The organism is uncultured Gemmiger sp. (genome assembly GCF_934561205.1).
Classification (GTDB): Bacteria; Bacillota; Clostridia; order Oscillospirales; family Ruminococcaceae; genus Gemmiger.
The window spans coordinates 96,642-123,192 of record NZ_CAKTFU010000007.1 but is presented as its reverse complement, the minus strand read 5'-3'; the positions used below and the strand labels follow the sequence as shown (position 1 = coordinate 123,192).

25 protein-coding genes, 2 tRNA genes and 1 rRNA gene are annotated in these 26,551 nt (G+C 55.3%); 12 read left to right on the top strand and 16 right to left on the bottom strand.

The genetic code is table 11. The features are described 5' to 3' along the window. The first annotated feature begins 3 nt into the window (after nucleotides 1-3). Nucleotides 4-78, top strand: a tRNA-Glu gene (locus Q0I19_RS06545). Nucleotides 79-687: 609 nt separating this feature from the next. Here Q0I19_RS06545 and Q0I19_RS06540 read toward each other — a convergent pair. Continuing rightward, nucleotides 688-1,080: a DUF2500 domain-containing protein gene (locus Q0I19_RS06540; RefSeq protein ID WP_296023446.1), complete on the bottom strand. Its 393-nt coding sequence runs from the start codon at nucleotides 1,078-1,080 to the stop codon at nucleotides 688-690. Between the two features lie 179 nt (nucleotides 1,081-1,259). Here Q0I19_RS06540 and rrf point away from each other — a divergent pair. From rrf to Q0I19_RS06520, 4 genes are all read left to right on the top strand, one after another. Further along, nucleotides 1,260-1,376: ribosomal RNA gene (rrf, locus tag Q0I19_RS06535) — 5S ribosomal RNA — on the top strand. A 14-nt stretch (nucleotides 1,377-1,390) separates the two neighbouring features. Then, nucleotides 1,391-1,462, top strand: a tRNA-Glu gene (locus Q0I19_RS06530). Between the two features lie 224 nt (nucleotides 1,463-1,686). Beyond that, the gene (locus tag Q0I19_RS06525) at nucleotides 1,687-2,190 is read left to right on the top strand and encodes a GNAT family N-acetyltransferase (RefSeq protein ID WP_294758366.1); all 504 of its coding nucleotides are present in this window, start codon (nucleotides 1,687-1,689) and stop codon (nucleotides 2,188-2,190) included. 129 nt (nucleotides 2,191-2,319) lie between these two features. Further along, nucleotides 2,320-3,678: a hypothetical protein gene (locus Q0I19_RS06520; protein ID WP_294758365.1), complete on the top strand. Its 1,359-nt coding sequence runs from the start codon at nucleotides 2,320-2,322 to the stop codon at nucleotides 3,676-3,678. Nucleotides 3,679-3,803: 125 nt separating this feature from the next. Here Q0I19_RS06520 and Q0I19_RS06515 read toward each other — a convergent pair whose 3' ends face one another. The 6 genes from Q0I19_RS06515 to Q0I19_RS06485 form a co-directional block, all read right to left on the bottom strand. Beyond that, complete coding sequence (locus tag Q0I19_RS06515) at nucleotides 3,804-3,950, bottom strand: hypothetical protein (protein WP_296023443.1); 147 nt, start codon at nucleotides 3,948-3,950, stop codon at nucleotides 3,804-3,806. 147 nt (nucleotides 3,951-4,097) lie between these two features. Continuing rightward, complete coding sequence (locus Q0I19_RS06510) at nucleotides 4,098-5,312, bottom strand: hypothetical protein (RefSeq protein WP_294758363.1); 1,215 nt, start codon at nucleotides 5,310-5,312, stop codon at nucleotides 4,098-4,100. Further along, nucleotides 5,309-5,869 (bottom strand): RNA polymerase sigma factor, encoded by a 561-nt coding sequence (locus Q0I19_RS06505; protein ID WP_294758362.1) that lies wholly within the window; start codon nucleotides 5,867-5,869, stop codon nucleotides 5,309-5,311. The genes Q0I19_RS06510 and Q0I19_RS06505 overlap by 4 nt, the downstream gene beginning before the upstream one ends. Before the next feature lie 561 nt (nucleotides 5,870-6,430). After that, nucleotides 6,431-7,399 (bottom strand): hypothetical protein, encoded by a 969-nt coding sequence (locus Q0I19_RS06495; RefSeq protein WP_294758361.1) that lies wholly within the window; start codon nucleotides 7,397-7,399, stop codon nucleotides 6,431-6,433. Further along, nucleotides 7,392-8,123 carry a tRNA (guanosine(46)-N7)-methyltransferase TrmB gene (trmB, locus tag Q0I19_RS06490; RefSeq protein WP_294758360.1) on the bottom strand — a complete coding sequence of 244 codons (732 nt, stop codon included), beginning with the start codon at nucleotides 8,121-8,123 and terminating at the stop codon, nucleotides 7,392-7,394. Before trmB ends, Q0I19_RS06495 begins: the two co-directional genes overlap by 8 nt. Nucleotides 8,124-8,129: 6 nt before the next feature. Further along, complete coding sequence (locus Q0I19_RS06485; RefSeq protein WP_294758359.1) at nucleotides 8,130-9,290, bottom strand: alanyl-tRNA editing protein; 1,161 nt, start codon at nucleotides 9,288-9,290, stop codon at nucleotides 8,130-8,132. A gap of 127 nt (nucleotides 9,291-9,417) precedes the next feature. Here Q0I19_RS06485 and Q0I19_RS06480 point away from each other — a divergent pair, with 127 nt between their 5' ends. The 4 genes from Q0I19_RS06480 to Q0I19_RS06465 all read left to right on the top strand — a co-directional run bounded on the left by Q0I19_RS06480 (nucleotide 9,418) and on the right by Q0I19_RS06465 (nucleotide 13,854). Then, nucleotides 9,418-10,650 (top strand): hypothetical protein, encoded by a 1,233-nt coding sequence (locus Q0I19_RS06480; protein WP_294758358.1) that lies wholly within the window; start codon nucleotides 9,418-9,420, stop codon nucleotides 10,648-10,650. Between the two features lie 33 nt (nucleotides 10,651-10,683). Next, on the top strand, nucleotides 10,684-12,201 hold the full coding sequence (gene malQ, locus Q0I19_RS06475; RefSeq protein ID WP_294758356.1) for a 4-alpha-glucanotransferase: 1,518 nt from the start codon (nucleotides 10,684-10,686) through the stop codon (nucleotides 12,199-12,201). Nucleotides 12,202-12,546: 345 nt separating this feature from the next. Next, nucleotides 12,547-13,344, top strand: coding sequence for a diguanylate cyclase (locus tag Q0I19_RS06470; RefSeq protein WP_294758355.1), 798 nt, complete (start codon nucleotides 12,547-12,549; stop codon nucleotides 13,342-13,344). Between the two features lie 78 nt (nucleotides 13,345-13,422). Continuing rightward, a complete protein-coding gene (locus tag Q0I19_RS06465; RefSeq protein WP_294758354.1) occupies nucleotides 13,423-13,854 on the top strand; it encodes a hypothetical protein in 432 nt (143 codons plus the stop codon). Nucleotides 13,855-13,919: 65 nt separating this feature from the next. On the opposite strand, the gene Q0I19_RS06460 is transcribed toward Q0I19_RS06465, so the two are convergent. Next, complete coding sequence (locus Q0I19_RS06460; RefSeq protein ID WP_294758353.1) at nucleotides 13,920-14,603, bottom strand: 5'-methylthioadenosine/adenosylhomocysteine nucleosidase; 684 nt, start codon at nucleotides 14,601-14,603, stop codon at nucleotides 13,920-13,922. A gap of 13 nt (nucleotides 14,604-14,616) precedes the next feature. Further along, on the bottom strand, nucleotides 14,617-15,747 hold the full coding sequence (gene ychF / locus Q0I19_RS06455) for a redox-regulated ATPase YchF (protein ID WP_294758352.1): 1,131 nt from the start codon (nucleotides 15,745-15,747) through the stop codon (nucleotides 14,617-14,619). Between the two features lie 190 nt (nucleotides 15,748-15,937). On the opposite strand from ychF, the gene Q0I19_RS06450 reads away from it, so the two are divergent. Next, complete coding sequence (locus tag Q0I19_RS06450; RefSeq protein ID WP_294758351.1) at nucleotides 15,938-16,621, top strand: alpha/beta hydrolase-fold protein; 684 nt, start codon at nucleotides 15,938-15,940, stop codon at nucleotides 16,619-16,621. Continuing rightward, a complete protein-coding gene (locus Q0I19_RS06445; protein ID WP_294758350.1) occupies nucleotides 16,618-17,052 on the top strand; it encodes a DUF188 domain-containing protein in 435 nt (144 codons plus the stop codon). The genes Q0I19_RS06450 and Q0I19_RS06445 overlap by 4 nt, the downstream gene beginning before the upstream one ends. 58 nt (nucleotides 17,053-17,110) lie before the next feature. On the opposite strand, the gene Q0I19_RS06440 is transcribed toward Q0I19_RS06445, so the two are convergent. Further along, nucleotides 17,111-18,283 carry a HipA domain-containing protein gene (locus tag Q0I19_RS06440; RefSeq protein ID WP_294758349.1) on the bottom strand — a complete coding sequence of 391 codons (1,173 nt, stop codon included), beginning with the start codon at nucleotides 18,281-18,283 and terminating at the stop codon, nucleotides 17,111-17,113. 48 nt (nucleotides 18,284-18,331) lie between these two features. Here Q0I19_RS06440 and Q0I19_RS06435 point away from each other — a divergent pair, with 48 nt between their 5' ends. Then, on the top strand, nucleotides 18,332-18,616 hold the full coding sequence (locus tag Q0I19_RS06435; protein WP_294758348.1) for a hypothetical protein: 285 nt from the start codon (nucleotides 18,332-18,334) through the stop codon (nucleotides 18,614-18,616). A gap of 2 nt (nucleotides 18,617-18,618) precedes the next feature. On the opposite strand, the gene Q0I19_RS06430 is transcribed toward Q0I19_RS06435, so the two are convergent. The 6 genes from Q0I19_RS06430 to Q0I19_RS06405 all read right to left on the bottom strand — a co-directional run bounded on the left by Q0I19_RS06430 (nucleotide 18,619) and on the right by Q0I19_RS06405 (nucleotide 26,444). After that, nucleotides 18,619-18,825 carry a hypothetical protein gene (locus Q0I19_RS06430; RefSeq protein WP_294758347.1) on the bottom strand — a complete coding sequence of 69 codons (207 nt, stop codon included), beginning with the start codon at nucleotides 18,823-18,825 and terminating at the stop codon, nucleotides 18,619-18,621. Between the two features lie 178 nt (nucleotides 18,826-19,003). After that, nucleotides 19,004-21,382, bottom strand: coding sequence for a hypothetical protein (locus Q0I19_RS06425; protein WP_296023437.1), 2,379 nt, complete (start codon nucleotides 21,380-21,382; stop codon nucleotides 19,004-19,006). Further along, the gene (locus tag Q0I19_RS06420) at nucleotides 21,379-22,041 is read right to left on the bottom strand and encodes an ATP-binding cassette domain-containing protein (protein WP_294758345.1); all 663 of its coding nucleotides are present in this window, start codon (nucleotides 22,039-22,041) and stop codon (nucleotides 21,379-21,381) included. Before Q0I19_RS06420 ends, Q0I19_RS06425 begins: the two co-directional genes overlap by 4 nt. Nucleotides 22,042-22,316: 275 nt before the next feature. Next, entirely contained in the window at nucleotides 22,317-23,570 is a 1,254-nt protein-coding gene (locus tag Q0I19_RS06415) for a hypothetical protein (RefSeq protein WP_294758344.1), read from the bottom strand. Between the two features lie 213 nt (nucleotides 23,571-23,783). Continuing rightward, a complete protein-coding gene (locus Q0I19_RS06410) occupies nucleotides 23,784-25,040 on the bottom strand; it encodes a hypothetical protein (RefSeq protein WP_294758343.1) in 1,257 nt (418 codons plus the stop codon). A gap of 45 nt (nucleotides 25,041-25,085) precedes the next feature. Next, nucleotides 25,086-26,444, bottom strand: coding sequence for a hypothetical protein (locus tag Q0I19_RS06405; protein WP_294758342.1), 1,359 nt, complete (start codon nucleotides 26,442-26,444; stop codon nucleotides 25,086-25,088). Nucleotides 26,445-26,551: the final 107 nt, after the last annotated feature.

The following is a 26,551-nucleotide window of genomic DNA, read 5'->3' as shown; positions in this document are numbered from 1 at the left end:
TATGGCCCGTTGGTCAAGCGGTTAAGACAGCGGCCTCTCACGCCGTTAACGTGGGTTCGATTCCCGCACGGGTCACCAAAAAATTCCTCATCTTAGGATGAGGATTTTTTTTGTGCTTCCGTGCGAAGAACCGAACAGGGCGGCGCACCGCAGTGCGCAACCAAAGCCCCAGTGGGGCATTGGTTAGCCCGCGGGAGATTCCCGCCGGATCAAAAGAAACGGCAGCCTTGCCGAGGTGCGAGGAATCGAACAAGGCGGCGCACCGCTTTGCTTAGCCCGCAGGAGACTCCCACCACCGGTCACCAAACTCCTCAGCTTAGGCTGGGGAGTTTTTTCGTATAAAGCAACGCGAACTTATTATCATGCGTCAAAAGGGTCATTTTGACAGTCTAAAAGGGAGGGGTAAACCCCCTCCCTTCAGGCTGTCGAAAAACCTTATTTGACATTATGCGGCATTTGTGACCTGTCAGTTGGTTTGTAGGGAACGGTCTTGACCGTTCCGTGCTGCCTTGCCAAAAGCACGACATTACGAGAAAACCGCGCGCCATTCGGCGCGATTTTATGCGCTGCGCGCGGCCAGATGTGCGGATGGGTCAAGACCCATCCCTACAAATCTTCCGAAAACAGGCTTTTTCTACAAGCTAAAGGGAGGGGCAAAACCCCTCCCTTTTATGACGGCCTGCAAGGTTACTGTGCGGTGATGTCACGATCAAAGCCAAGATAGCGCGTGCCCTGGAAATGCAGTTGGCCGCGATCGCCTTCTGCCAGCATACCGTACTCTCGGCCGGTCACAGCAAACTCCATTCGGTCGCCGCTTTCCACCTGAAAAGTGACATAGTAGGTTGTATGGGAGCTGCTGTGGAAACCGTGCGCCCCGGACGCGTCGCCCGCTGCAGGATGGCTGTGGTAGGATGTGTTTTGCCGCTTTGTAACCACGGCAGCGTGGACGGTCAAGCGAGGGGAATTGTTGTTTGTGTGCCAGGTTTTTAGGCCCCGCAAAAGTGTGACGATTAACATGCCGAAAACCAGCAAAAACATGACGGGAAACAGCCATTGAAACAGATAGAAGAAATCGAACATTTGGGTGTTCCTCCTGCGTTGAAAAGAAATCGACAAATTTATATAGTAATTGCATTGTATCACACAGGTGAATTTTTCGCAACCTCATATTTTTTAGTAGTTTTTCAAAATTTCCACTTGACAAGAGGGAAGGATGCCGCTATAATATAAAAAGAGAAATTTGGCGGTGGCCGAGTACGGTCGGTGTTGATGACGGTGAGGTTCCACCTGTTCCCATTCCGAACACAGAAGTTAAGCTCACTTGTGCCGAAGATAGTTGGCTGGAGACGGCCTGTGAAAATAGGTAGATGCCGGCTTCTCTTTTTAATATGGCCCGTTGGTCAAGCGGTTAAGACAGCGGCCTCTCACGCCGTTAACGTGGGTTCGATTCCCGCACGGGTCATGCAAAAATCCCTCATCTTAGGATGAGGGATTTTTTGTATGCTTCCGTGCGAGGAATCGAACAAGGCGGCGCACCGCAGTGCGCAACCAAAGCCCCAGTGGGGCTTTGGTTAGCCCGCGGGAGATTCCCGCCGGGTCAAAAGAAACGGCAGCCTTGCCGAGGTGCGAGGAATCGAACAGGGCGGCGCACCGCCGTCCGAAAAAATCAAAAAGAAGGGACAAACCATGGACGTACAAGGACTTTCAAATCAGTACACCGTGCGGCGGCTGACGTCTGCCGATGCGGAGGCTGTGCTGGCGTTAGCTGTGCAGAACGAGATCTTCTATCGCTATCACCCGCCGCTGCCCACGGTACAGAGCATCACCGAGGACATGGCCGCCCTGCCGCGCGGTACAACGATGCGGGACAAGCATTTTGTCGGCTTTTTTGAGGACGGTCACCTTGTGGCCGTGATGGATTTGATCCTCGACTACCCGCAGTCAGGCACGGCGTTTGTGGGGTGGTTCATCACCGAGACGGATGGACAGGGCAAGGGCCGCGCTACCGCCCTGATGCGGGAGTGCGAGGTTGCACTGGCCGCACAGGGCTGCCGTAAAATACGGCTGGCGGTGGACAAGGGCAACCCGCAAAGCGCAGGGTTCTGGTGCAAGAACGGCTATGTGTTCACGGGGCAGGAAATCCCCAACGAGCACGGTGCATATCTGCCGATGGAAAAGCCCTTGGTCTGATTACCGACAGGGAATTTTGCAAAATATGGTTGCAGTTCCACGATATGCGCTATATAATAAGTATATATACCTTTGTTCCTGCGGGAACATCTGACAGGATGCGCATAAAAGACGAGAGGACCTGCCGAAATGTTTAAGATCGACGTAAACGACTACATAGAAAAAAGCGCACTGCGCAAGACACGCTTTGGCGGTTATGAGCCGGACGATGTGCGTCGCGCCATGCGCGAGCTTTGTGCTGCCTATGAGCAGGCCCTGGCGGACGCCGAAAAACAGCAGCAGGAGATCCGCGCGGAATCGGACGCTTTGCGCCGCCGCTGCCAGACACTGCTGGGGCAGGCGCAGAGCCTGACCGCGCAAAATGCCACACTGGCGGCCAAGGCGGACAAGCTGAACGGCGAGCAGATCGACTGGGAAACGCGCTATAACAAGGTGCAGGAGCGCAACCACTCCCTGAGTGACCAGGTAGCCGTGCTCCGCCTGAAGAACAACGACCTTGTGCGGGAAAACTCCGAACTGGCCGAAAAGGCCGCCGATGCCGCCGCTGCGCTGCGCATCAAGGGCCGCGCCCACGACGACGCCCGCAAGCAGCTGGAGGAGGATCGAAACTCCATTATTGCGGGGGCACACTATGACGGCGATGTCATCCGTCGCGAGGCCAAGGCCGAGGCGGACAGTGTATTGCTGCACGCCGATGCCAAGGCAAAAGCCATTGAAAAGCTGGCGCGGGAGCAGGCTGCCCAGGAGGCGTCCAAGCTGGTGCAGGCTGCCACGGACGAGGCGCGGGAGATACAGAATGCCCATCGCCTGCGGTTGGAGGATTTGAAACGCTGCGTGTCCGAGATGGAAGAAAAGCGCACGGCAGCGTTGGATATTATGGCAAAGCTGGTGGGGGAACTGCAGGAAGTGCAGGACTTTGCCCGCCGCAATACCGTGCCGCTGCCTGAGCAGCAGGAAATCCCCGAACCGGCCGAGCTGCCGGAATTTACGCTGCCGGAGGATAAGATCGACAGCGAGGCCGAGAAACTGTACGAGGCCGAGCATCCCGCCCCCGAAACCACCGAGCCGCCCGCCCAACCGTTGCAGCCTGACGAGCCTAAGGCAATGCCGCAGCCTGCTGCTGAGAACACCGCGTCCGAGCAGCCGCCTGTGGTAAAACCCGTGGTGCGCCCCGTAGTGCGTCCCGTGTCGACGCCTGCCGACCGCGAGGAAACGCCCAAAAAAGAAAAAATCGAGATTCCGGGTGCGATATTTTCCTACCCCATCGTCCACCCTGAGGAGGAGACCAAGCTGCCGGAGGAGGTGCCCCCGACAGCCAGCCCCCTGGCACCTGTGATGCCCGACCTTCTGGACGACGACGGCGACGAACTGGGGCGGGACAGTGATATCTACCTGATCCCGGAAAAGAAAAACAAGCCCGATCCGCGCCGCCGCAAGGCTGTGATTGCCATGCGCAGCCTGCGCAAAAAGCTGACGGCGTTGAACTAAGCAGGGCAGCAAGGACATCTGTGCCGCGCCAGTAGTCTGCCATAAAAGCGGAAACGCCCCCGACGCAATGGGCGGGGGTCATAAGAAAGTAATATCATATTCTCTAAGAAACGGCGTGGCTTCGGTCACGCCGTTTCCTGTTTCAGCAGTTCTTCCTCGGGGATAAAGCCCACAAGGTCATAGGAAATGCGGATGCCCTGATGCCGCTTACCCCGTATGCGCTGCGGGAGTTTGTCAAGGCGATCTACAGCCCCGGATAAGTCCAGCAGCAAGGGGTGCAGCCCCTTGTTCGGAACGGTGTGACGCAAAACAGCCCGGACATTCAAGTGTCCGGGCTGTTCGCCTCGCAGAGCGCACATACAGGGCTTGCCCCTGTATAGAAGTGCGCCCTTGTTGCCAAGGGATAATTCCGGTTCCACTTAGTTGAAACTTCCGTCCCATGTTGGCATATTGGAAATATAGGTGCCTTCCACCGCAGGAACATAAAATGCTCCGTAGTCTTTTAATCCATTTTCGTGTTCAACTTCCGGCAGTTCAACATAGAAGCGATAGTATGGCATATAGTACGCTTCATATCCGCCTGTCCGGTAGATGAGTTCGACTTTCTTGATAAACTCTGCGCCGGGAAATTCATACGGGACAGTCGAAAGATAATTGCCATTTAACAACAGCTCTTTTGCCTTACCCGAACTGATGATTGGATAATCCCCCATTTTCTTTGACAAATCGGGCTGAAATACCCTTGCCAGGAACAGCTTTCCATTGTCATCACAATAGAATGCCACCCGATTGAAATTGTAGTTGATGATTTGCTCGATATCATGGTCGGCCGCATCAAAAAACTCAATGGAAAAACTTTGCTGGCTATAGATATTGTAATCCCCACCATGAATGTTTACTTGAGGATTGTCCATGCCAATCAGCTCTCTATATTCGCCTTTTAAATAATCTGCCACGGCAGCCGTATCAACGTAGGACGCATAATGGGTAAAGTTATACTCTTCCGGGAGAGATACGACAGGATCAAAATGTATCGTCGCTGTCATGGTTTGGTCTACTTCTATTTTTATTCCATCGGCTTCTATGATTAGTGCAGTCGGATCAAAATATCCATCAGGAACAACCGAGCCTCCCGCTTCATACTCTTTTGTTATTTGCTGTTTTTCTTCTTCGCTGGGTGCATTGTCAGTGACCGTCAGGTTGCTTGGATCAAGCCCCAATCTCCCAGCAACATCCAGGATAAACTCCCGCATTTTATCAAAATCCGCTCCTGATGCAATATGGTACTCATTGTAGTGTAAGAGGTTTTGATAGACCGGGAGTGCGGATATCTCGGATTCTTCATTCCAGGGATTCGCGTTTACGAGTTCCGAAATGTCATAAGCCATATATCCCTCATATCCCATTCCACCCGAAGTGTTTTCAGAAATCGACAGCATCGGCAGGTCAGAGGGCAATTCTGGTTCATCGTGTGGGAAGAGCATCGTTGCTGCAACAACAATGACTGCAAAACAAGCAGCAATCGCTCCCCACTGCATCCAGGAAATTTTCTTTTTGTTCGTTGCGGTATCTGCTGCTTCAACATAGGCAGGATCAATCAGCCCCATCTTTTCTAAAAAATCATTTCCTCTCATATGGAGTAACCCTCCTTCTCGAGATACTCCCGAAGCTCATTTCGGCAGCGAAAGAGCGTAGTTTTAATTTTGCTCTGTGATAAGGCGAAGCGTTCGGAGATAGAAGCTATGGAATCCAGATACCAATACCGGCGAACAAAAATATTTCTTTTTTCCTCATCCAGTCGGATGAGAAATTCATTGATCGCATCGGCAAAGACTTTATCCTCGATGCGGCATTGAACATCGTCGGGCGCAGGAATACACTGTTCCATCTCTGCACTGAGTTCGCATATGAATGCACTGCGTTTCAGCCGACTGCGGTCACGGCAACAGTTCAGGGAAAGATGACGGATGATCCGGGCAAGGAACGCATACAGATAGCTTCTTGGCTCATGGGGCGGAATCGTATCCCACGCTTCCATGTAAGTATCATTTTCACATTCCTCGGCAGTCTGCCTATCTTTTACAATACTGTGGGATAGCGAACGCAGACGGTTTCCATATTTTTCGGAAGCGTACCGGATTGCGGTTTCATCGCGTTCAAAAAACAGGTCTATAATCTTAGTGTCATCCAAAGCCTTCATCTCCTTTCCTCTGTAGTAAAAGGCCTTTCACCCTTATAAGCGCTTTTTAATTGGCTTTCGTTACACCTTCCCAAAAATTATAGCAAAATTTTTTGAACATTTCGACATTAACCTTTGATTCCATTCTTCTTCGCCCACTCGCTTGCCGCCTGTTTCCGCGCCTCACTATACGGTGCAGTCAACCGAAAACTCAATCTGCCTTTTTCAATCTCAAAGGTCAGTCAGCCTTGCTCGTCATCGCCAATTTGGCGGCAGCGCTCCGGGTAATTCGCTGCAAATGCTGTCAGCCGCTTTTTCAGATCGGTGTTGTGAGTCTGCACCTCGATCATACTGCCATAGGATTGATTTAAGGCAATTATACCTGAAAGCTGTGAATAAATCTATTGCTTTTCGTGACGGCAAAAAAATAACGGGTATCCGGCTTTTACCAGATACCCGTTATTCTGTTCCCAATCCCGCCTGACAGATGCCATAGTCGTAATTTTTAGAATTACTGTCTTATGAGCACCCTTGTAAGTCGGGGGCGAGTTTTATTTTACGGTGCCAGCAGCCTTATCTCCGCAGCTTATCTGCGGCGGCGTCGCGGGCCGTGGCGGCGGCCAGCCTGGCGGCATCGGCGGCATCAGAGGCGGCCTCCTTGGCGGAGTGTGCCAAACGCTGCAGACGACGCAGCGCCTCGCGAGTGGTGGTCAGAGATTCCTCATACCGCGCGCTGTACATATCGGGGAAGGCGCGCAGCAGGCGGCGGGCGCCGACGTGGTCGCGGTCGATGGCGTGCAGGCGTTCGCGGGCTTCGCTTGCGCGGGCGGTCAGCTCGGCGCGCAGCTCGGCGGCGTTCTCGCGGCCTTCCAGCTTGGCGAGAGCCAGCTGCAATTTTTGCTCGTCAAAAAAGGTGTCAACGGTCATGGCACCTGTACCCAAAACGGTGGTCATGCGGTCACTGGTCACGCGCAGACGGGCACGCAGCTCGTCAATTTCCGCAAGGCGCTTGTTCAGCCCGGCAGCAGCGGCAGCGGACACGACCGCGTCCACGGCAAATACGACCAGCAGCAGACAGTCGATGGGCAGCATCACCCGCACCGGCATCGGCGCGGCGGCGCGGACAAAAAACGGATGCACGACCTTGACCATCAGTACGCTGCCCAAGCCCCACAACAGGCTGAACAGCGGGCAGATATACCCGCCAAGGTTGAACTTGCGTTGGGAGTAATCCCACCAGCGGATGTGGAAAATCTGGAACAGCGTCCACCCGCCGATCAGCTCAATGGTCGTGGTCAAAACCATGCCTACAACGAATACGGTGCCGGCGCTGATATCCTGCGTGTCACGCTGCGGCAGCAGCTTTACGCTGTTGACAAGCGCCACCATGCCGAACCCGTAGATGGGGCAGATCGGTCCGCACAGAAAGCCGCGGTTGACCAGGCGATGCTCTTTGACGGCGGCAAACACGACCTCTACACACCAGCCGATGCAGCCGTAGACAAAAAACCAGAACACCGCCTGTACCAAAAACTCATACATCCTCCGGCTCCTCCTGCTGCTTGGCCAGCGCCTTCGGCTCGACCCAGGTCACGGTGCTGTCGGGGGCTTTGCGGGCAATCAGCGCCTTGATGGGAATGCCCTGCTCACTGAACATGCCCTCATGCTCGGTACGCAGGTTCCAGGACGGTTCGTCGGCGTGCAGGTCAAAGGTCTGCCAGGTGATCTCAAACCCCGCGGCGGGGAAGTAAGACAGACTGTCGCGGAACAGGTCATCGTCATCGGTCTTAAAGTAAATCTCGGCGCCCTCGTCCATGAGGTTACGGTATTGCAGCAGCTGGCGGGGGTGGGTCAGCCGGTGCTTGTTGCTGCCGGCATTTTTGCTCCACGGGTTGCAGAAGTTGATGTAAATGCGGCTGACGCGGTCGGCGGGGGAGAAGGCGTTGCCCAGACGCTCAATATCGAGGCTGGCGATCTTGACGTTATCGGGCGTCAGGCCGCGCTCGGCATAGGCTGCCTCGACCTTGCGCTTGGCTAAGATCAGCACCTTGTCGGTAATGTCAATGCCCAGATAGTTGATGTCGGGGTGTTGGGGCGCCAGCTGCGCCAGAAAGCCGCCCTTGCCGCAGCCCAGCTCCAGATGCCACGGCTGGTTGGGGCGGGCGTAGGTTTCGTGCCAGTGCCCGGCGTGGGCCAGCGGCTCGTGTACATGGAAATCGCATGCCAGCAGTTCGGGGCGGGCATAGGGCTTGAATCTCATTCGCATAGTGGTTTACTCCTGTCCGTGATTTTGTATAAAAGTACGAAGTGCCGTGAAATCTGCCTGGGCTAAGCTGCCCTGGCAAAAGGCGGGCTTGCCGCCGCCGCGCCCGGCAAAGGCGGCGTTCAGCGCCTTGCACAGGGGGCGCACATCGCCCGCGGCACCGCCGGCCAGCGCATAGGCCAGCCCCTGCCCACCGGGGGCGGCGGCGCAGCAGACAGCGTTGGTTTTTTCGGCAACGGCTACGGCGATGCGGCGCAGACCGTCGCCGTCCGCCCCGTCAGCCCACAAAACAGCGGGCTGACCTGCCACGGCGGTGGCGGCGTAGCTGTCCGCCAGGGCGTTCTGCAGGGCGGCCAACCGCTGCCTGAGCGCAGCCTCCCCGCTTTGCAGGCGTGCCAGCGCGGGGGAAAGATTGCCCACGGGGCTGCTGAGTGCCCGCCCGGCGGTTTCGCAATCCGCCCAGGCGGCGGCCACGGCGTCATAGGCGCGCTGCCCGCAGGCCACGGCCAGCCGCATACCGGCCTTGTAGTGCTGGGCACTGATGATCTTGATCAGCCCTACCTCACCTGTGCGGGCAAGGTGTGTGCCGCAGCAGGCGCAGCGATCGCCGCCCGCCTCGACCAGACGCACCGCACCGTCAATTTCCTTTTTGCTGCGGTACTCGGTGGCGGCCAGCGCGGCGGCATCGGGGACATAGCAGCGCACAGGGGTATCGGCGCGCACGGCCGCGTTGGCTTGCGCCTCGGCCTCGGCCAGCTGGGCGGCGGTCAGCGGGATACTGGTGTCCATCCGCACATAGGGGGTGCCGATGTGAAAGCCCACGTTCTCGGCACCGAACAGCCGATGCAGTGTACCGCTTAAAATGTGTTCGCCTGTGTGCTGCTGCATGGCGTCCAATCGGCGCGCCCAGTCCAGACACCCCGTGACAGTCTGCCCCACGGGCAGCGGGGCGTCGGTGAGGTGGGTCACGGTTTCGCCGTCGGTGCGCACGTCCAGCACGTTTGCGCCGCCCAGCGTGCCGAGGTCACAGGGCTGGCCGCCGCCTTCGGGGAAAAAGGCGGTGCGGTCCAACACCACGGCAAAGTGTTCACCCTGCGGTGTGCAGCTGAGGACGGCGGCGGTGAATTCCTGCACATAGGCATCGGTTTCGTATAATTTTTGTGTTGCCAAGCGGGCAACCTCCCTTATTTTTTGGAATTTTATCTATTATAACACAAAACAGGTGTGGAAAAAACCTCCGGAATCATTTATAATAAAGAAAGATGAAAAATTCTGCCCTACATAGAGGAACAAAACCATGCAAACGATCAAAAAGACGATAGCTGTGCTGGCGGCGGCCGCGCTGCTGGCAGGGTGCAGTGTCATGCCGGCGGTGTCCTCCGGCTCGGTGGAGGAAATCGCCCCCCCTGCGGCGCAGACGCTGAACGCCTGCGCTGACCCCGCGCTGGCTCCTGCCTTGCAGGCATACTGCGCCGCGCAGGACGTTGAGCTGAAAAACGGCGACCGCACCGCCGCCCTGCTGCTGACGGACTATAAGCCCGACGGTGTGGATGCCCTGCCGATGAGCAGCGACACCCTGCTGCAGGCCGCTGCCGACCGCGCCGGACTTACCGATGCCGACAGCCTGCCGATGGGCAGCTGCCTGTACGGCTACTGGGCCAACGAGGCCGCGCTGACCGCCCTGCTGGGCGAAAACGCTGTGACAGCGCTGCAAAATGCCTCCTGGGCCGAGTGGAGCGATTTTATCGAAACACTGTCCGCCTGGCTGGACGCGCCCAAGGCGGCCAAGGTGACGCTGAGCGGCACCGACTACACCCTGCCCGCGCAGCGCCCCGCCGATGTGGCAGCCACGGCAGTGTTTGCCCCGCCCACCGATGTGGCGGCAGGCTACACCGCCGCCCTGCTGGCCGCCGACGGCAAGTATACCGCCGATGCCCTGACAGGCCCCGTAAACGGCGTATACAGCGCCGTGACGCTGGAGGCCGACCACATGGCCGCCGACGGAGAGAACGCGGTGTTCTGCCGCGGCAAGCTGACCGACCTGCTGGCTGCCTACGGCAGCGACGCCTGCGAGGGGCTGGCGCTGATACCCTTCAAGTGCGAGCTGGAAGAAAGCGACCTGACCACCGAGGAATACAACCTGACCGGTCTGTTGAACTACCCCGTGCTGGCGCGCACAGGGTGGATCACTCTGAACGCCGACGCCGACGAGGCTGCCCAAAAGGCGGCGAAAAGTGCGGCGCTCTGGCTGTACACGGGCGGCAGCGGCGAGGCCGCGCTGACCGAGACGCTGGGGCTTATCACGCCGTGGAACACCGCGTCCGATAAGACCGAGATGGGCGCTTTGCAGGTGAAGCAGGTGGGTACGGGCATTTTGCCCGCAACCGCCGTCAACGAGGGCACCGCCGCCGCCCTGGCGGAAAACGAAACCGCCCTGCGCGGCACCAAGCACACGGCGGCACAGCGCAAGGCGTTTACCGCCCGCGTGGTCGAAATTTTTGCAGCTTATGGGGAAGCACAGCCCCAATAAACAATTTTGCGGACAAGAGGAGAAAAAAACAAGATGAAGTTCAAACGTTGCAGCGGCATTTTGATGCCGATTTCCGCCCTGCCCGGCGGGTACGGCATCGGCAGCCTGGGCGCACCCGCCCACGCCTTTGTGGATTTTTTGCAGCAGGCGGGGCAAAGCATCTGGCAGATTTTGCCGGTCGGCCCCACGGGCTACGCCGACAGCCCCTACCAGAGCTGCTCCGCCTTTGCGGGCAACCCCTATTTTATCGATCTGGACCTGCTGGTCAAGGACGGCCTTTTGAAAAAAAGCGACTTCGCCAAGCTGTCCTGGGGCAGCGACCCCAAACAGGTCGACTACGGCACGCTGTACAACCAGCGCTTTGCCGTGCTGCGCAAGGCCTACCAAAACTTTTTGCGGCAGCGCCCCGTGCCTGGTTACGACACCCCCTACCCGGACGACTGGTATCGTTTTCAGTTTTTAAGCAGCGACTGGCTGCCCGACTACTGCCTGTACATGGCCATCAAGGAAGAAAACGGCATGGTGGACTGGCAAAAGTGGCCGCGTGAGCTGCGCCTGCACGATGCCGCCGCGCTGGAGGCTTTCCGCGCCGAGCATGCCGAGCAGGTGGAGTTCTGGGCCTTTGTCCAGTACGAGTTTGACCGCCAGTGGCGCGCCCTGCACGCCTACGCCAAGAGCAGGAATGTGGCCATTATGGGCGATATCCCCATCTATGTAGCCGCCGACTCCGCCGATGCCTGGGCGGGCCGCCAGCTGTTTGAGATGGACGCCGACGGTCGTCCCCGCCGCGTGGCAGGCTGCCCGCCGGACTACTTCTCTGCCGACGGCCAGCTGTGGGGCAACCCCCTGTATGACTGGAACTATCACCGCGACACCGGCTATGCCTGGTGGGTCCGCCGTGTGCGCCATGCCCTGAGTACCTACGACATTTTGCGTATCGACCACTTCCGCGGCTTTGACACCTACTGGGCTATCCCCGCCGGCGAGGTGACCGCCCGCAACGGCCGCTGGGAAAAAGGCCCCGGCATGGATCTGTTCCGTATGCTGCACACCGCCCTGGGCGATCTGCCCATCGTGGCCGAGGACTTGGGCGAGATGTTTGACTCCGTTCGTCTGCTGCTGGCAGAAAGCGGCTTCCCCGGCATGAAGGTGCTGCAATTCGCCTTTACGGGGGAGGACAGCGTCGATTTGCCCCACAACTACCCGCGCAACTGCGTGGCCTACCCCGGCACGCACGACAACAACACCCTCAAGGGCTGGTTTGAAGGTGAGCTGGGCGCGGCAGGGCAAAAGCAGGCGCGCGCCTATTTTGCGCTGACCAGGCAGGAAGGTGAGCTGCGCGGCCTTTTGCGCGGCGTGCTGGCAAGCCCGGCGGTGCTGGCCATTGTGCCGCTGGCCGACTGGCTGGAAGAACCCGCCGCCTCCCGCATGAACACCCCCGGCAAGGCACAGGGCAACTGGTGCTGGCGCGTGGCCGAGTCGGCCGTGACCCCGACCCTGGCCAAGGAGATCCGCGCGCTGTGCGCACGGTATTTCCGAGCCGAGGCATAAAGCCAAACAGGCAAATTTTGTGTAAATCCCCAAGGGAAACGTTTCCCGACAACGTTTCTTTGTGCAAGGCAAGAATAGGAAAAAATTTTTCTTTATGGTAAAATAAAGACAATACCGCATAATTCTAAGTGCCGATACGGCGAGCGAGGTGCGGCAGATGCTAAGCCAAAAGCGCAGATAATACTGGATGTCTTATCGAGCATTTTGGCAACGCAGATGCCGTGCCGCAGCCGCCGAAGCGGTGCTTAAGCCGTAAGGCGGGAATTATGCGGTGTCGCCTAAACTATACCGTGTCACAGGAAACGCATAATGCTGCCATGCCGGCAGAACGAGGAAACCGCGAATATGAAATTACAATATACCGCGCAGGAATTGGCCATGCAGTTCGCTGCCATGGAGCAGCTTTTTGGCAAGGCCGTGCTGGTGGATCCGCGCCGCAACGTCGCGCTGGATCCCGCCACGCTGCAGCCCACCGGCCCGGTGGAAAATCTGCCCGCCATGGACAAGACCGGCCGCGGCATTGACCTGACGGCTGCGGAAAACGGCCCCGAACTGGTGCTCTGCCAGGCTATCACGGTGGACGGCTGCCCCTATGTGGCGGAGCTTTACTGCCAGACCCCGCGTGAGCTGGCCCGCACCGTGGGTGCCGAAAACTCGCTGGCCCGTGCCCTGACCCAGGTGCAGGAGGAACTGCGCCGCGACTATGCGACGGGTGCGTTCAATGCCCGTTACATCAACGGGGAATATCGCCGCTATGCCGAAAAAGCCGCCCGTCAGGGTCAGCCCGTCGGCGTGGTGCTGGTGCGCATCAACGAGTATTGGACCATCCGCGAGAAAGAATCTTTGGCCGCCGCCGGAAGTGTGCTGAATATGGCTGCCGGGCTTTTGCTGCTGAACGTGGGCACCGACCCCCACAAGGCCGTGCTGGCTCGGTTGGAGGACGGCCTGTTTGCCATTGTGACTGTGGGCAGCCCCGCCGCCGCCATGCTGCAGACCCTGCGCACCGCCATGAACGAGGCCAACAAGGAGTACAGCATCAGCCTGTCCCGCCGCGGCAGCTTTACCACCGAGATGGCATCTGCCGAATGGGGCGAGACTTCGTCCTGGGATATGATGCTCTCTCTGGCGCAAAGCCGCCTGTAAGAACCGCATAAAAATCCCCCCTGTGTACATACTAAGGTTGACCGCAAACCGGCAACCGTACACAAGGGGGATTTTACTATGCAATCGGACAACGAAAAAATGCTGCAGGAAATCGTGCAGAACACCGAGATGGGCAAAAACACGCTGGACGAAATGATGGGGCTTACCCGCGATCAGCGCTTAAAAAACGAGATGATGCGTCAAAAAAACGAGTACCGCCGTCTGAACCAGCAGGCACATACGGCATTGGCGGCACTGGGTGCGCAGGCAGAAGGGCAGAGCGCCGCCGCCAAAATGGGGGTCAGCATGGGCATACGCAGCCGCACGATGCTGGATAAATCCACCCGCAACCTGGCCACCATGCTGGCCGAGGGCAGCGGTCAGGGTGTGCTGAACTGTAAGCGCGCCGAAAAGGATTACCCCACCGCCAGCCCCGGTGCACAGCAGCTGAACCGCGAACTGTGCGATATGCAGACCCACGCCGAGCAGACCTGGCGGGAATTTGTGTAAGCAGCGGCAAATACGAACAGCGGCAGCCCGCCGGGCTGCCGCTGTTCGTTTTGTCGGAAGGGAACTTACAGACTCTCGATCATATGCGCCACGATTTCGGTGGCGGTCTTGATGTACTCGGCAATGCTGAACTGCTTGACCACCAGCACCTCGTAGCCGCTCTCGTCGGCGTTGTCGCTCATGGCGCGCAGAACCACGCAGGGAACCCCGTTGCGGGCGGCGATCTGGCTCACGGCCGCGCCCTCCATCTCAACGCAGTCGGGGTGGCATTTTTCCTCAATGCTCTTTTTGGTGGCGGCGTCGCCCACAAAGGTGTCGCCGGTGGCAATTTTGCCCGCAATCGCCTTAACGCCGCAGGCACCGCAGGCGTCCAGCGCGGCCTTGACCAGGGCGGGGTCGCCGTGATACTCGGTGGTAAAGGGGGCGCTCTGGGCAATCATGCTCAGTTCGGCGTCGTGGTAGACGACGGTCTCGCCCACGCAGACATCACCGATGCCGATCTTGCTGGTCATGTTGCCGGCGATGCCGCTGAAAATCAGCGTGTCTATGCCGTATTTCGTGCACAGCACCTGCACGGTGGCGGCGGCGTTGGCCTTGCCCATGCCGGCGCAGCAAACGACGACCTGCTTGCCCTGCAGGGTGCCGCAGTGGTACTCGACCCCGGCGTAGCTTTCCTTGGTCACGTCGGTCAGGCGGGCACACAGCTGGTCGACCTCATCGGGCATAGCGCCCATAATTCCAAACTTCATCGCGGTCTCCTTGTTATACATTAAACAAAAACTCGATCACATCGCCGTCCTGCACGACGTATTCCTTGCCCTCGGTGCGCTGCAAGCCCTTGGACTTGACGGCGGCGTAGTTGAAATCGGCGTCTGCCAGATCGTTGTAGGCAATGACCTGTGCGCGGATAAAGCCGCGCTCAAAATCGCTGTGGATCTTACCGGCGGCCTGGGGTGCCTTGGTGCCGCGCTTGATGGTCCAGGCGCGGCATTCTTTTTTGCCGTCGGTCAAAAAGCTGATAAGCCCCAGCAGCTCGTAGCTGGCTTTGATCAGCTTGTCCAGACCCGTGGACTCGATGCCCATCTCCTGCAGGAAGGCAATTTTTTCCTCCTGCGTGGAACCGGCGATGTCCTCCTCGGTTTTCGCGCAGATGGGAATAGCCTGGGCGTTTTCCTCCTTGGCGCGGGCTTCGACCAGCGGCAGGTAGGGGTTCTCGTCCAGACCGCCCAGCAGGTCGTCCTCGCCCACGTTGCAGGCATAGATGACGGGCTTGGCGGAAAGCAGACCCAGCTCCTTGCGCACAGCCTTTTGCGCGTCGTCGCCCTCGTCAAAGTCAAAGCTGCGGGCGGGCTTGCCGCCCTCCAGCCAGGCAGCCAGCTCGGCCAGCCAGGCGGCCTCGGCGGCAGCGTTCTTGTTGCCGGTCTTGGCAGCCTTCTGCTGGCGGCCCAGACGGTTGCTGACGACCTCCAGGTCGGCCAGGATCAACTCCAGATCAATGGCGTCAATGTCGCGGATGGGGTCGACACTCTCGGGTTTGTTGACGTCCTCGACCACATGGATGATGTTGTCGTCATCAAAGCAGCGCACAACGTGGACAATGGCGTCGCACTCGCGGATATGCCCCAAAAACTTGTTGCCCAGACCCGCGCCTTGGCTTGCACCCTTGACAAGACCTGCAATGTCAACAAATTCCACGATGGCAGGGGTCTTTTTGTCGGTCTGCCAGATCTCCGCCAGCTTGTCCAGGCGGGCATCGGGCACCGGCACAATGCCGGAGTTCGGCTCAATGGTGCAGAACGGATAGTTGGCCGCCTGCGCATTCTGTGTGCTGGTCAGGGCGTTGAACAGGGTCGATTTGCCCACGTTGGGCAGACCCACGATACCTAATTTCATATTCCAAAATTCTCCTTTACGGTCGCAGCTTTTTATGGCACCCCACATTTTCGGGGGAAAAATCCGCATACTGTTTAAAGTATACCACAAAAATCCGGCAGTTTCAACGGCAAAGCCCGCACAAATCCGGCACGAGCTTGATTCTTTGGTGTGCAGGCCTTATAATGCAAAGGAAAGGAATTATCGATTTATGGATAAACGGTTATTGCAGATACAAAACAGAACCTGCCACATCTATGGCACGGTCGGTGCCGAATACCTGCTGCTGCAAATGGCGAACGAACACGACCTTGCAGGGATGGAGCGGGAAGCGGAAGCCTTGCGCCGGCAAACGGCACGACCGTTTTTGCTGGTCGCTGTCCCAGTGGAAAATTGGAACGATGACTTGTCGCCTTGGTCCGCATCGCCCGCGTGGGGCAGGCAGGGCTTTGGCGGCAGGGCAGGGGATACGCTGGCGTGGCTGGAGCAGGCTGTGCTGGACATCCGCCGACAGTATTCTGTAAAGGAAGATGGCAAGGTTATTTTGGGTGGCTACTCGCTGGCGGGGCTGTTTGCGCTGTGGGCGGCAACACAGACGAACGCGCTGTACGGTGTGGCGGCGGCATCGCCGTCCGTATGGTTTCCCGGCTGGTCAGAATACGAAGCGGCGCACCCGATCCAAGCGCAGCGCGTTTACCTGAGCCTTGGCGACCGCGAGGAACACACCAAAAACCAGACGATGGCGGCCGTGGGGGGCAATATCCGCGCCCTGCATAGCGCCCTGACCCGGTGCGGCACAGAGTGCACACTGGAATGGAACGCAGGCGGTCACTTCAAGGATGCCGACCTGCGGACAGCAAGGGCGTTTGCTTGGATTATGGAGAGCGAGAAATGACGATTCTGATAGATGCCGATGGCTGCCCGGTGGTGGATCTGACCCTTCAGACAGCCGAAAAATATAACGTTCCCGTGATGATTCTATGCGATACTGCCCACCAGATCCAGCGCGACGGCGCACAAACCCTGACCTTTGAAAAAGGTGCCGACAGTGTAGATTTTGCATTGGTGAACCGCGTATGCCCCGGCGATCTCGTCATTACGCAGGATTACGGGCTGGCAAGTATGTGTCTGGCACGCCGCGCCCGCGTGCTGAACCAGAACGGCTTGGAATACACGTCCGAAAATATCGACGGGCTGCTGTTTCGCCGCCACGAAAACAAAAAGCTCCTCCGCGCAGGCAAACACCCCAAGGGCAGCCCCAAGCGTACCAAAGAGCAGGACGCAGCCTATAAAAACGCCTTAGAGAAAATTTTGCAGACTGTGTGAGCGCTATAACAAAAACAGCCTTTCCCCTGCGCTTCAAAAGCATCGGGAAAGGCTGTTGTCATTTTGAAATAAGCGCTTCTTTTTGCAGAAATTCACAGCGAGCAGCCAAGGCATCTGCCAAGATGTTGGCACGGTCAGGCTCACCGAAATGCGCCTGCTCAAAAATTGCAAGAACCTCGTCTTTGCAGCCATTCAGTGCGGAAAGGTCCAGCGTCTGCAATCCATCCCTTGCAAAGGCAAGTTGTGCCTGCTGCGTGGCGGCGAACGGTTTGGCGGGGGCATCAGTCAGCGCATGGATTTTGGAAGCGTATTGGTCAAACCAAAGGCTGGTGCCGCTGTCAAAAATCGGCGCAAAGCCGACCCATTCCAGCGTTACCGCGTCACGGATAGCGCCAAAATTGCCGAAATGGCGATCCTGATTGCAAATCAGATAATCCAGAAGCATCATCTGCTGCAACTGTTTAGTGACATCCGGGATGCCCAGCTTTTCACAGCAAGAAAGAAAGTGGTCATAGGCGCTTACGCCGTCCGCACGGGGAAAAGCCGAAAAGATATAATAGGCGCTCACAAAATCCTGCCGATCCGTCGTCATATTCGGGCAGACGGAATAGGGTTTGTTACCCTCAAACAGCAGACTGTATTCCACATGCGGGATACCCAGCTTGCGGCAGAGCAGCGAAGCGGCGACCTCGTTGAACGGCTCCTGCTGAGCCATGCCGCTGCCGCCCTTTACCAACACACGCTGACCGTTCAGGATCTTCCATTTCTTTTTCAGCCAGCCGTCCGAGGTGTTGCAGGGGGAAACAAGGTCAATGCTGTCCTGTTGCGGGATCTGTCCAAACAGAATGTTGCCGACATCTTCCGAAAAATCGTTGTTATAGAAGTTGACTTTGCTCCATTCCAGCGGCTGCTCGGCGGGGTTGAGCCAATATTGATCGGATAGGCTCAACGCAAAGCATTTCATCATCAAGACGTTGGCGGACAGCTGCAATTTCTTCTGAACCTGTAAATCCTCCAGCGCACGGTGAAATCCCGAACGGCTGGCAGGGATGGTACGTCCCGACAGCCAGAGATTCAGATTCCTGGCAAGCTCCTTGCGGTCAGCGGCGTATAATCCGATCGGCAGATGGGCAGGCTGCAACACATCGTCCACGCGATATGCCGTGCCGCTGATGTCGTTGATACTCAGCACAGCAACGGAAGTTTCACGATGCATCAAAATATACTTCATATGTCCAGCCCGCCTTTCCGGTTAGTTATATCCATATTATACAAGGCAATGCGCATTTTAGCAACATTTTGTTGCGTGACGATTTACAATAACGATGCGGCGGCGCTTCATAACCCGTATATGGGTGCAGCACCGGCAGAGAAGTTTGAAATCGCCACGGATGTGCGCTATTTTGTGGCGGCAGAAGCAGCCCTCTTTGTTTTAGTGGTATTCAATCGAGCCGGAGGTAATGCGGATGGCATGGTCGGTCTTATTCGATATAAAAAAAGAGTACGAATCGGTTTCATTACAAAGGCCGCTGCCGCAGAGGGCTTGAGAATTTGCTTCCCCTAAGGTTACACTGCCATAACCGCATCGCCATCCATAATTGTAAGAAGAATCTTGCTGTGCGATAATGGATATCTGCTGATTCTTATGGTATCACCTCCGACATTTTTGCCGATGCTATCATCTGAGGCTGACATGGAAAGAGAAAAAGCCAGGAAAGCTATTGCCGTGCACAAAACTATAATAAAGATTTTCTTGGTTTTACATAATAACATAGTAGACCTCCCATCTATCTGTGGGTAACCCCACCGTAAAGCGGTGCGTTCGTGTTGCCCAAGCGATTGAACAACCAATAAGCAAAAGGCGGAAGCCATTGCAAATTCAAACAGGGTGGAAAACGAATGACCGCAGTCGGAATCGATGCTTCTAAGGGTAAGTGTATATTTCCTGATTTTATACCTCGTCCGAAGCACCGATTCGTTCATAGTCACAAACCAGTACCTGTCCTATGCTCCACGCAAGGAAGAATGCGACAAACAATAGAAAAATCGGCACCCACAGGGTGTTGTCGCCTTGGGTCTGCCAAAGTGCGGCGGCGTGGAAAAGCGGATAAAACCCCAGCCACTCGATGCCGTTTTTCATGCCGGAAAGGCTCAGCAGCGCGGGCAGACAGTACGCCACGGCGCTGATAAACAGCGCGGGCAGCAGATTCCCCAATTTCTGCCCCAGCCACAGGGTGATTCTGCTCATACAAAGGCAGGCGGCAAAGCGGCAGAGCAGCCAAAAGAGCAGCAAATCCGATAAAGTGATACACTTCGGCACAGCCTGCAGCTCGGAAATACTCATCGCCGGGGCCAGCAACGCGGGCAGCCCGTAATCCCGCAGGATCTGCCACAGATGCGGCAAAACCGTTCCGAAGGCAATCCCTGCCGCAACAAGCGTGCTTTGCCGCAGCTTTGCTTTCGCGGTATATTTCCGACCCAACGGCGTGGCTGCCAGAATTTCATCCATGCCGCCCTTGCGCTCCATCGCAAACAGACCGCTGAAGCACAGCGCGCACAACAGCCCTGCCAAAAGGGTATCCTGCACATCGGCGGTTCCGGTAAAGCCAAACAGCTTTCGGTAGCCGGTTTCATAAACAAGCCATGCGCCGGGATTCTGCTTGAGATAATACTGTATGTTGGATTGGACAATTTGCTGATACACCGTGTATTTTTGCTGCAAAGAGTTGTACGCCAGCAGGGCGTCGCTGCTCAGCTCGCCGCCAATTACGCGCCGCTGCACCTCCAGCATGGGGGCAAATTCCTTGCCCTGCTCGGTCAGCCAGTTGTAGCTTTCGGTGCGCCACGGTCCCGAAATGTGCTTCATATAATAGGCGTAGTAGATTTCGTCCGCGTCCAGATAGCTTTCCGACGTTACGCCCTGATAGATGCCGAACGCCAGAAATGCCGCCAAAAACACCGCGGCACCGTTCATCAGCAATAGCTTTCTGCCCTCCTCACGGGGGACGGAGGTGGCGCGCGTTGTATGCGAAAACGGAAGGGTAAGGCTGCGCTTGGCGGTCGGCAGCAGCTGTGCCTTGGCAAAAACCGCGCAGAATCCCGCAAACAAGCCGCCGCCCAAAACGGCTGCCGTCAGCCATTCGACCAGCGGCAGGCTGACAGGGCTGCCGAACCAGAACAGGTTCCGATAATTTCCCAGCAGCTCGTTGGTTTGCAGCAGGCTTACCATATTGGCGTATTTTATGACGTTCCAATGGCTTGTTGCGGGAATCGCGGCACGAATGCCGTACATCGCCAAGGGCAGCGCCAGTGCGCCGACCCACCCGGCGGCGGCACGTTTGGCGACAAGGGCAGCCAGCATGACCCAAAGCCCCATCACAAACGCGCCCGCCCATTTGGCAAGCAAAAACCGAAACAGGTATTGCCCTACGGTGATCTGCATGGTGCAGCGCATCAGGGCGGGAACACTTTGAATGGTGCGATGCAGCGAGCCTAAACCGAAGGACGCCGAGCAATAGGCAAGGTTGACCCCATACAGCACCGTAAGAACGACCAATAAGCTGGCAGCAAAGGCCGCCAGCTTGGCAAGGGCTGTTTTCAACCGTCCGCCCGGCAGGCTGCGCACAAGGCTCAGCAGTCCGCTGTCGCGCTCCTGCCGCACAAGGATCAGCGCCAGCAAGAGCATAGACGCCAGCAAAATCAGGTCGGTGAACGCATAGCTGATGGCCGTGTACAGACCTTTTTGCGGAAAATAATCAATGGGCGTTTCGGTCAGCCCGGCATAAACCTGTGCGGTCAATTCGATATTTTTCAGATCGTACCCGGTGCGGTCGTTTTGAAAAATCGAGATGCCGGACAACTGGGTCGCCTTGGCTTGCACACCCTGCAAAAAATCGCCGTAGCCTGCCACGGTGTCGTACTCGTTCTGCAGTTGGCTGAACAGGCGGTATTCGGTGTTCAGATTGTCGGTAAACAGCGAATAGGATTTGTCCCTGTATTCCTGCTCGTAGGCGTCGAACATAGCGGCGTTGTCCTGCCGATATTGGGTCAGCCCGTAGTCGCCGTAAGCCAGTTCCCGATAATACTGCCCGATTTTGACAAGACTTTCTATCTCCTCGCATTTTTCGCGCAGGTAGGTGCCTTTTTCCTCCATGGATTTGCCGTTAAGCTCCGCCCCCACAGCGCGGTAGGCGGACGCGGGCGGCTGCTTGGCGGTGGGGCGGGTACCCATCCACAGCAGCAAAAGATTGGCAGATGCCAGTATCGCCAGCAGGACGGGGAACACTCTGCCGCCCCATACCTTGCGGAGTTCAGCAAAAAACAGGCTCATTTGCCGTCCCCCTCACCGAACACATTCAGGTAGACATCCTCCAGCCCTTGGTCGGGTGCGTATTTGGCAATCAACTCCGGCACGGGCGCGGCGTCCACGATCTTGCCGGCGCGCAAAAGAATAACCTTGGTTGCCACCGTTTCCACGTCCGAAACAACGTGCGTTGCCACAAGAATAATGCGGTCTTTTGCCATATCTGCCAGCAATTCACGCAGGCGAACTCGCTCCTTGGGGTCAAGACCCGCCGTCGGTTCGTCCAAAATCAGCAGCTTGGGGTCGCCCAGCAGGGCGGATGCCAGCAGCAGCCGCTGCTTCATACCGCCGGAATAGGCAGAAAGCCGCTTGTCCAACTCGGCGGTCAGGTTTACGGCGGCTGCCACGCGGGCTACCTCGACGGCAACGGTCTTGCGCGGGATTTCCTTCAGCGCGGCCATGTAGGCCAGAAAGCGCCGCCCGGTATAGCTGTCGTACAGCCCCTGCTGCTGCGGCATATAGCCCAGAATGCGGCGGAAGGCAATGCCCGTTGCGGGCTTGCCGCACCAAAGCACTTCGCCGGAATCGGGCGCAAGCGTACCTGTGATAATGTGAATCAGGGTGGATTTGCCCGCGCCGTTGGGACCCAGCAAACCGTAAAGCCCCGGCGTCAGGGTGAGCGACACGCCCGACAGCGCTCTTTTTACTTGTGTCCGCGCATTTTTCCCGAACGGTAACATCGAGATACGCGAAATATAGGTCTTGCAGAGGGAGTCGATAACAAATGTAGTATTCATATAATAATTATAATTCAGCGTTTATCAGTGTATCCTCTATAATGAAAAAAGCGCCATACCAAATAATCAATTTCAGAATCGTTATAGAGAAAATGTCTTGTAGAAGGTCAAAAGTACCGCGGTAAGTAGCAACGTTAATCTATAACATTCAAATGATTGTGAAATCATTTGAATGCATCATTGATCATTAAGTAACCGTTGCGATTTGAATTTACATAGTCTTGCTTTGTAATAAATGCGTAAATATTAGCAACGTAATCAAAATCAGAAACCGTTCCGTCTTCAGAAACGGAGGTCGGAGTATATGTTTTGTAATCTATTGCTACATAACAAAAGTTTCCGATGGTTGTAAGCACATATACAGGGCGGTTATTGTACGGAGTTTGTAAGGTAAATTCTGTGCAATTACCCGTGTCAAAATCCAGAATATAAGAACATATATCATAGGAGTCATTGGTTGGCACATCGATTTCCGTCGTTTGTGCTTCGGTAATCAGTAAATTCCCATCAAATAGATACCTCATACTTGGCGCGCCGAAACCATCTTTTACAGTATAAGTGGCACTTGTCTGTGTCTTATCCGACAAACGTATTCTTTGGACAGAATTTTCCTGTTCATTGAGGACAAAAAGGTAACCGTCTTGAATCATCGAATTCCCGCTCGCGCTACTGTCAACAAAAAACGGATCAGACATTGTTTGGCTTTGCGGATCATACATGCAATAGCTAATTCCATTGGATGAAATATGATTAAAACACAGTTCATTGCCCACACCATCGCACAAGGAATAATGGCTATCGTCAGATCCCAGGTCCATCACCTTTTCAAAAGTTTCATTCTGGAAATTTGCATGCCACAGCTGGTATGTGATGTTTGTGTTATCATCAATTTCATAAAGGTCAAAATAAAGGTCATTTCCGGAGCTGCAAAATCCGCCTTGTATATATTGGTTGGATTCAAGTTCGAATACGGTTCGACGATTAGAACCGTCCATATTCATCAACATTCCATGCGGGTTACTGGAGTCAGTGGTTTCGGTAAACACAATCAGAAGTTGATTGCCCACATGCAAAATCATAGGCGGAAACATAGCTGAAGGAGTGGCTATATAACTGGAACAGCTTTCATCTGCATGAGTACAGTTCGGATTGGCACACAAAAAAACACGTTCCTTTGTATTAACATCCGTATAAAATATGCTTGCAGAATCCGGAAAAACCGTCTGGATTTCATAAATTCCGGAGTCAGTGGTTACATATAAACCATCTCCGGCAGATGTGAAAGTATTGCTGATCGTAGAGTCTGCCGCAGAGGAAGTGGCGGGGGAAGAGGATGCTGTTTCCGTGTTAGCAGTACTACATCCGCCAAGGCAAGCTATAATCAAACTTAAAGAAAGCAACTTACAAATAGATTTCATTTTTGATAAGCCTCCCATCTGATGGGTTTCATCGGGTTGCTATTAGGACAATTTTAAGCGCCTGTACACAGGCACTTAAATAAATCGGAAAAACTTACTTCGGGTATACATACATTGAATTCACTGCAATTATATCACTGCAACCGCAAAAAATCAACGAAGGTGTAATAAAAGACTGTTTTTTTGCTATGAAAACGCAAAAACAGGTTCCGTTTACAGATTCACATCGGACTGAATGGCTGTGTATTCGGAGATGCCCTTCCAATAGTTTTCTTTGCTGATCATTCCGTATTGTGCAAAGGGACCTTCCCTTTGCTGAATCGTACCATCGTCCATCACGGTGTGATAGGTTACGCTTTGAATCCCGCAGCGTACCAGATAGGCGTCCTGCATATCCGCCACGATTTCGGCGGAGGTTTCTTCCCCCATATTGTCTATGACGGGAAGTTGATGTACCATGTTGCCGGTTGTCAGGTCTAGGGAATAATAGTCATGGATCATGTACGGGCTATCTCCGTTGGGGCGATGGATGGTAAAGGCAAAATGGTTGTCCCGCATCTCATTGATAGCAATGGGCGTGTTCTCATTCATATCAAGATTTTCCAACAGGGTAATGGGGTTTTGCTCGCCGAAGATAATTTCCTTTACCGATTTATCCGTGTAGTCAATATACACATACCGGGTCAAATCCACAAGCCCATATTTTGCGGACGCGTTTTCGTCTGTATAGATAAGGGCTTCCTGCTGCGTATCCACGTCAAATTTTCCGACCGACATCGTTTCATCGGTAAACCTGTGCTGCAATACGATGTTTCTGTCCTGCACAGCCGCAATACTTACGGTTTCGTCAAAGGTACACAGCTCCTGCAGGTTATAGTCGGACAAATTCAGGCATACCAAACGGGATGTGGATTTCTCGCCGCTGGGAATCGTTTGAATCCAGAACAAATTGTCGCCGTCATAAGCCAGGTTTGTAGTCAGATTTGCAGCAGCTGCACCGGTATAGATTTTTTCACGTTCGCTGCCGTCCAGATTCATCCTCCAGATTTCCCCGTTGGGAGAGAAGAAATACAAGGAATCCGCACACGCAGTAAATCCCCCGCGGGACAATTCCGAATCCAGATAGCTGGTGCAATCGGGCGTTCTGTGCGAGCAGTTCGGCTGCGCGCACAAATAGACCATTCTCTGAGAAGAAAAGTCAATGTAGACGATATTGGAAAAGCTCTCTCCGGTATCGACGGTACGGTAAAAACCGTTCTGCGTCTGTGTGCCGGGATTGTTTAGGGTGTTGTATAGCAATTCTAACGGTTCTTTTTTGCCTTCGATCAAAACAGGCGTCTGAATGGGCTCGGTGGGCGTGCTCTGTACCGCAGGGTCGTCTTTATGCTGCGGCTTAGAACAAGCGAACAGAATCAGCACCGCAAAAATCACACACGGGATCATCAGGATAAACGGGGCGGTTTTCTTCATGGCAATACACTCCTTATTTGTAGGAAATAAAACGCTCCGGTGGAATTACCAAAGCGGTTCGTCAATGGGGGATTGGATCATGGTATAGGCCGGGTTGGAATTCAGGTAGTCCGCCACCGACACAATACCGGGGCGTCTGTACGCAATGCCGTCCACAACTTCCTCCTTCGCATCCACCAGCAGGGAATCCCCAAACTTTGCCAGAATCGCAAGGGGCGTTTGCGTTGCCCTCGCGTTGTTGTACAGGGTGATTTCCTTGGCAGAACCGTCGGTAAGGTCAACGGCATATTGCGTGTAGTACAGGGCGATATCTCCGTTTTCCTCATAGCGGTTATCGTACAGATGATTCAAAAGGACACAGTTGCCTGCAAAGCCGACAATAAACAGATTGTCCGAATCGTAGGGCAGTTCGCTTTTGCGCACACAGGCAAGGTCACATACATTTTCTGCGACTTGCTCCTCCTGCTCGGACTGACGGCTGCGCTTATACAAAGACACCCCTTGCGCATCATACCGCAGATAGACAAGCTCCTGCCCGTTATGCTCCTCAAAGCAGCTGTTTCCGGAAAACGTAAGCAGGTCGGTTTCTGTTTTTCCGTCAAAGGAAAGCTCAAAAATACGGCTTTGGGAGTCGGACGATGCCGCATCGTCCATAGAAATGGTCTTTAAGATAAACCCTGTATCAGAAACACCGCGCAGGAAAAGATTTGTTTGCCCGGCGGTATCGGGCAGCGAATAAACCTCGCGGTAGGTGCCGGAATCCATGCCAATCGCCCCGATAAAGGGCACCGATTGCACGGAGCCGTTGCGTTCAACAATTTGATACCCACTCAAAACGATTTCGTTGTTGCCGACAATGGCACCTTCATTCAGTGTGATGCCGGAACCGAATGTATACAGTGTGCGGCGGTTTTCTCCGTTTACGTCCATACATTCCACGCGGGAAGGGGCTGCCTCGGCGGACCACGAATTGTAACTGCTGTACACTAAGAAAAGGCGGTCCTTGTACACGGCAGGGAACACCGAAAACCCGTCGCTTTCTATGTAAGAGGTGCAGGTGCCTGTATTGTGCGCGCAGTTTGGCGCACCGCACAAATACACCCTGCTTGCGGTTGCGTAATCGGTATAAAAAAGGTTGGCATAGCCGTTTTCGTTGGGGATGACCTGATAAAAGCCGTTCTCGTTTCCGCTGCCGCGGGTAACCATATCCAAGGATGCAGCCACCGTGTAATCGTAGATTTGTGTATCGTCCGGCAAGGCTTCCTGCGGTGCGCCATTACCCGAAAGCGAACCGGAGGAACCCGATACAGGCGGACGGTCAGGCTGTGTGACGCTCGCGCTTGGTGCGCACCCTGACAACAGAAAAAGTCCTGCCATCAGAAACGGAAAAATTTTATGTGGCATCGTTTGTTTTCCTCATTGTTGATTTTTGCGGGTAATGTTTCCTCCTGCGCTTTGTTTTTCTGTCTAACTTGAAAATAACAGCATTCTGTCGGAAAGTCAAATTTATA

What these genes read in the sequence shown, in the direction of transcription:
- Q0I19_RS06540 (WP_296023446.1), bottom strand. Translation starts at nt 1,080, where the DNA reads ATGTTCGATTTCTTCTATCTGTTTCAATGGCTGTTTCCCGTCATGTTT.
- Q0I19_RS06525 (WP_294758366.1), top strand. Translation starts at nt 1,687, where the DNA reads ATGGACGTACAAGGACTTTCAAATCAGTACACCGTGCGGCGGCTGACG.
- Q0I19_RS06520 (WP_294758365.1), top strand. Translation starts at nt 2,320, where the DNA reads ATGTTTAAGATCGACGTAAACGACTACATAGAAAAAAGCGCACTGCGC.
- Q0I19_RS06510 (WP_294758363.1), bottom strand. Translation starts at nt 5,312, where the DNA reads ATGAGAGGAAATGATTTTTTAGAAAAGATGGGGCTGATTGATCCTGCC.
- Q0I19_RS06495 (WP_294758361.1), bottom strand. Translation starts at nt 7,399, where the DNA reads ATGTATGAGTTTTTGGTACAGGCGGTGTTCTGGTTTTTTGTCTACGGC.
- trmB (WP_294758360.1), bottom strand. Translation starts at nt 8,123, where the DNA reads ATGCGAATGAGATTCAAGCCCTATGCCCGCCCCGAACTGCTGGCATGC.
- Q0I19_RS06480 (WP_294758358.1), top strand. Translation starts at nt 9,418, where the DNA reads ATGCAAACGATCAAAAAGACGATAGCTGTGCTGGCGGCGGCCGCGCTG.
- malQ (WP_294758356.1), top strand. Translation starts at nt 10,684, where the DNA reads ATGAAGTTCAAACGTTGCAGCGGCATTTTGATGCCGATTTCCGCCCTG.
- Q0I19_RS06470 (WP_294758355.1), top strand. Translation starts at nt 12,547, where the DNA reads ATGAAATTACAATATACCGCGCAGGAATTGGCCATGCAGTTCGCTGCC.
- Q0I19_RS06465 (WP_294758354.1), top strand. Translation starts at nt 13,423, where the DNA reads ATGCAATCGGACAACGAAAAAATGCTGCAGGAAATCGTGCAGAACACC.
- Q0I19_RS06460 (WP_294758353.1), bottom strand. Translation starts at nt 14,603, where the DNA reads ATGAAGTTTGGAATTATGGGCGCTATGCCCGATGAGGTCGACCAGCTG.
- ychF (WP_294758352.1), bottom strand. Translation starts at nt 15,747, where the DNA reads ATGAAATTAGGTATCGTGGGTCTGCCCAACGTGGGCAAATCGACCCTG.
- Q0I19_RS06450 (WP_294758351.1), top strand. Translation starts at nt 15,938, where the DNA reads ATGGATAAACGGTTATTGCAGATACAAAACAGAACCTGCCACATCTAT.
- Q0I19_RS06445 (WP_294758350.1), top strand. Translation starts at nt 16,618, where the DNA reads ATGACGATTCTGATAGATGCCGATGGCTGCCCGGTGGTGGATCTGACC.
- Q0I19_RS06440 (WP_294758349.1), bottom strand. Translation starts at nt 18,283, where the DNA reads ATGAAGTATATTTTGATGCATCGTGAAACTTCCGTTGCTGTGCTGAGT.
- Q0I19_RS06435 (WP_294758348.1), top strand. Translation starts at nt 18,332, where the DNA reads ATGCGCATTTTAGCAACATTTTGTTGCGTGACGATTTACAATAACGAT.
- Q0I19_RS06430 (WP_294758347.1), bottom strand. Translation starts at nt 18,825, where the DNA reads ATGTTATTATGTAAAACCAAGAAAATCTTTATTATAGTTTTGTGCACG.
- Q0I19_RS06425 (WP_296023437.1), bottom strand. Translation starts at nt 21,382, where the DNA reads ATGAGCCTGTTTTTTGCTGAACTCCGCAAGGTATGGGGCGGCAGAGTG.
- Q0I19_RS06415 (WP_294758344.1), bottom strand. Translation starts at nt 23,570, where the DNA reads ATGAAATCTATTTGTAAGTTGCTTTCTTTAAGTTTGATTATAGCTTGC.
- Q0I19_RS06410 (WP_294758343.1), bottom strand. Translation starts at nt 25,040, where the DNA reads ATGAAGAAAACCGCCCCGTTTATCCTGATGATCCCGTGTGTGATTTTT.
- Q0I19_RS06405 (WP_294758342.1), bottom strand. Translation starts at nt 26,444, where the DNA reads ATGCCACATAAAATTTTTCCGTTTCTGATGGCAGGACTTTTTCTGTTG.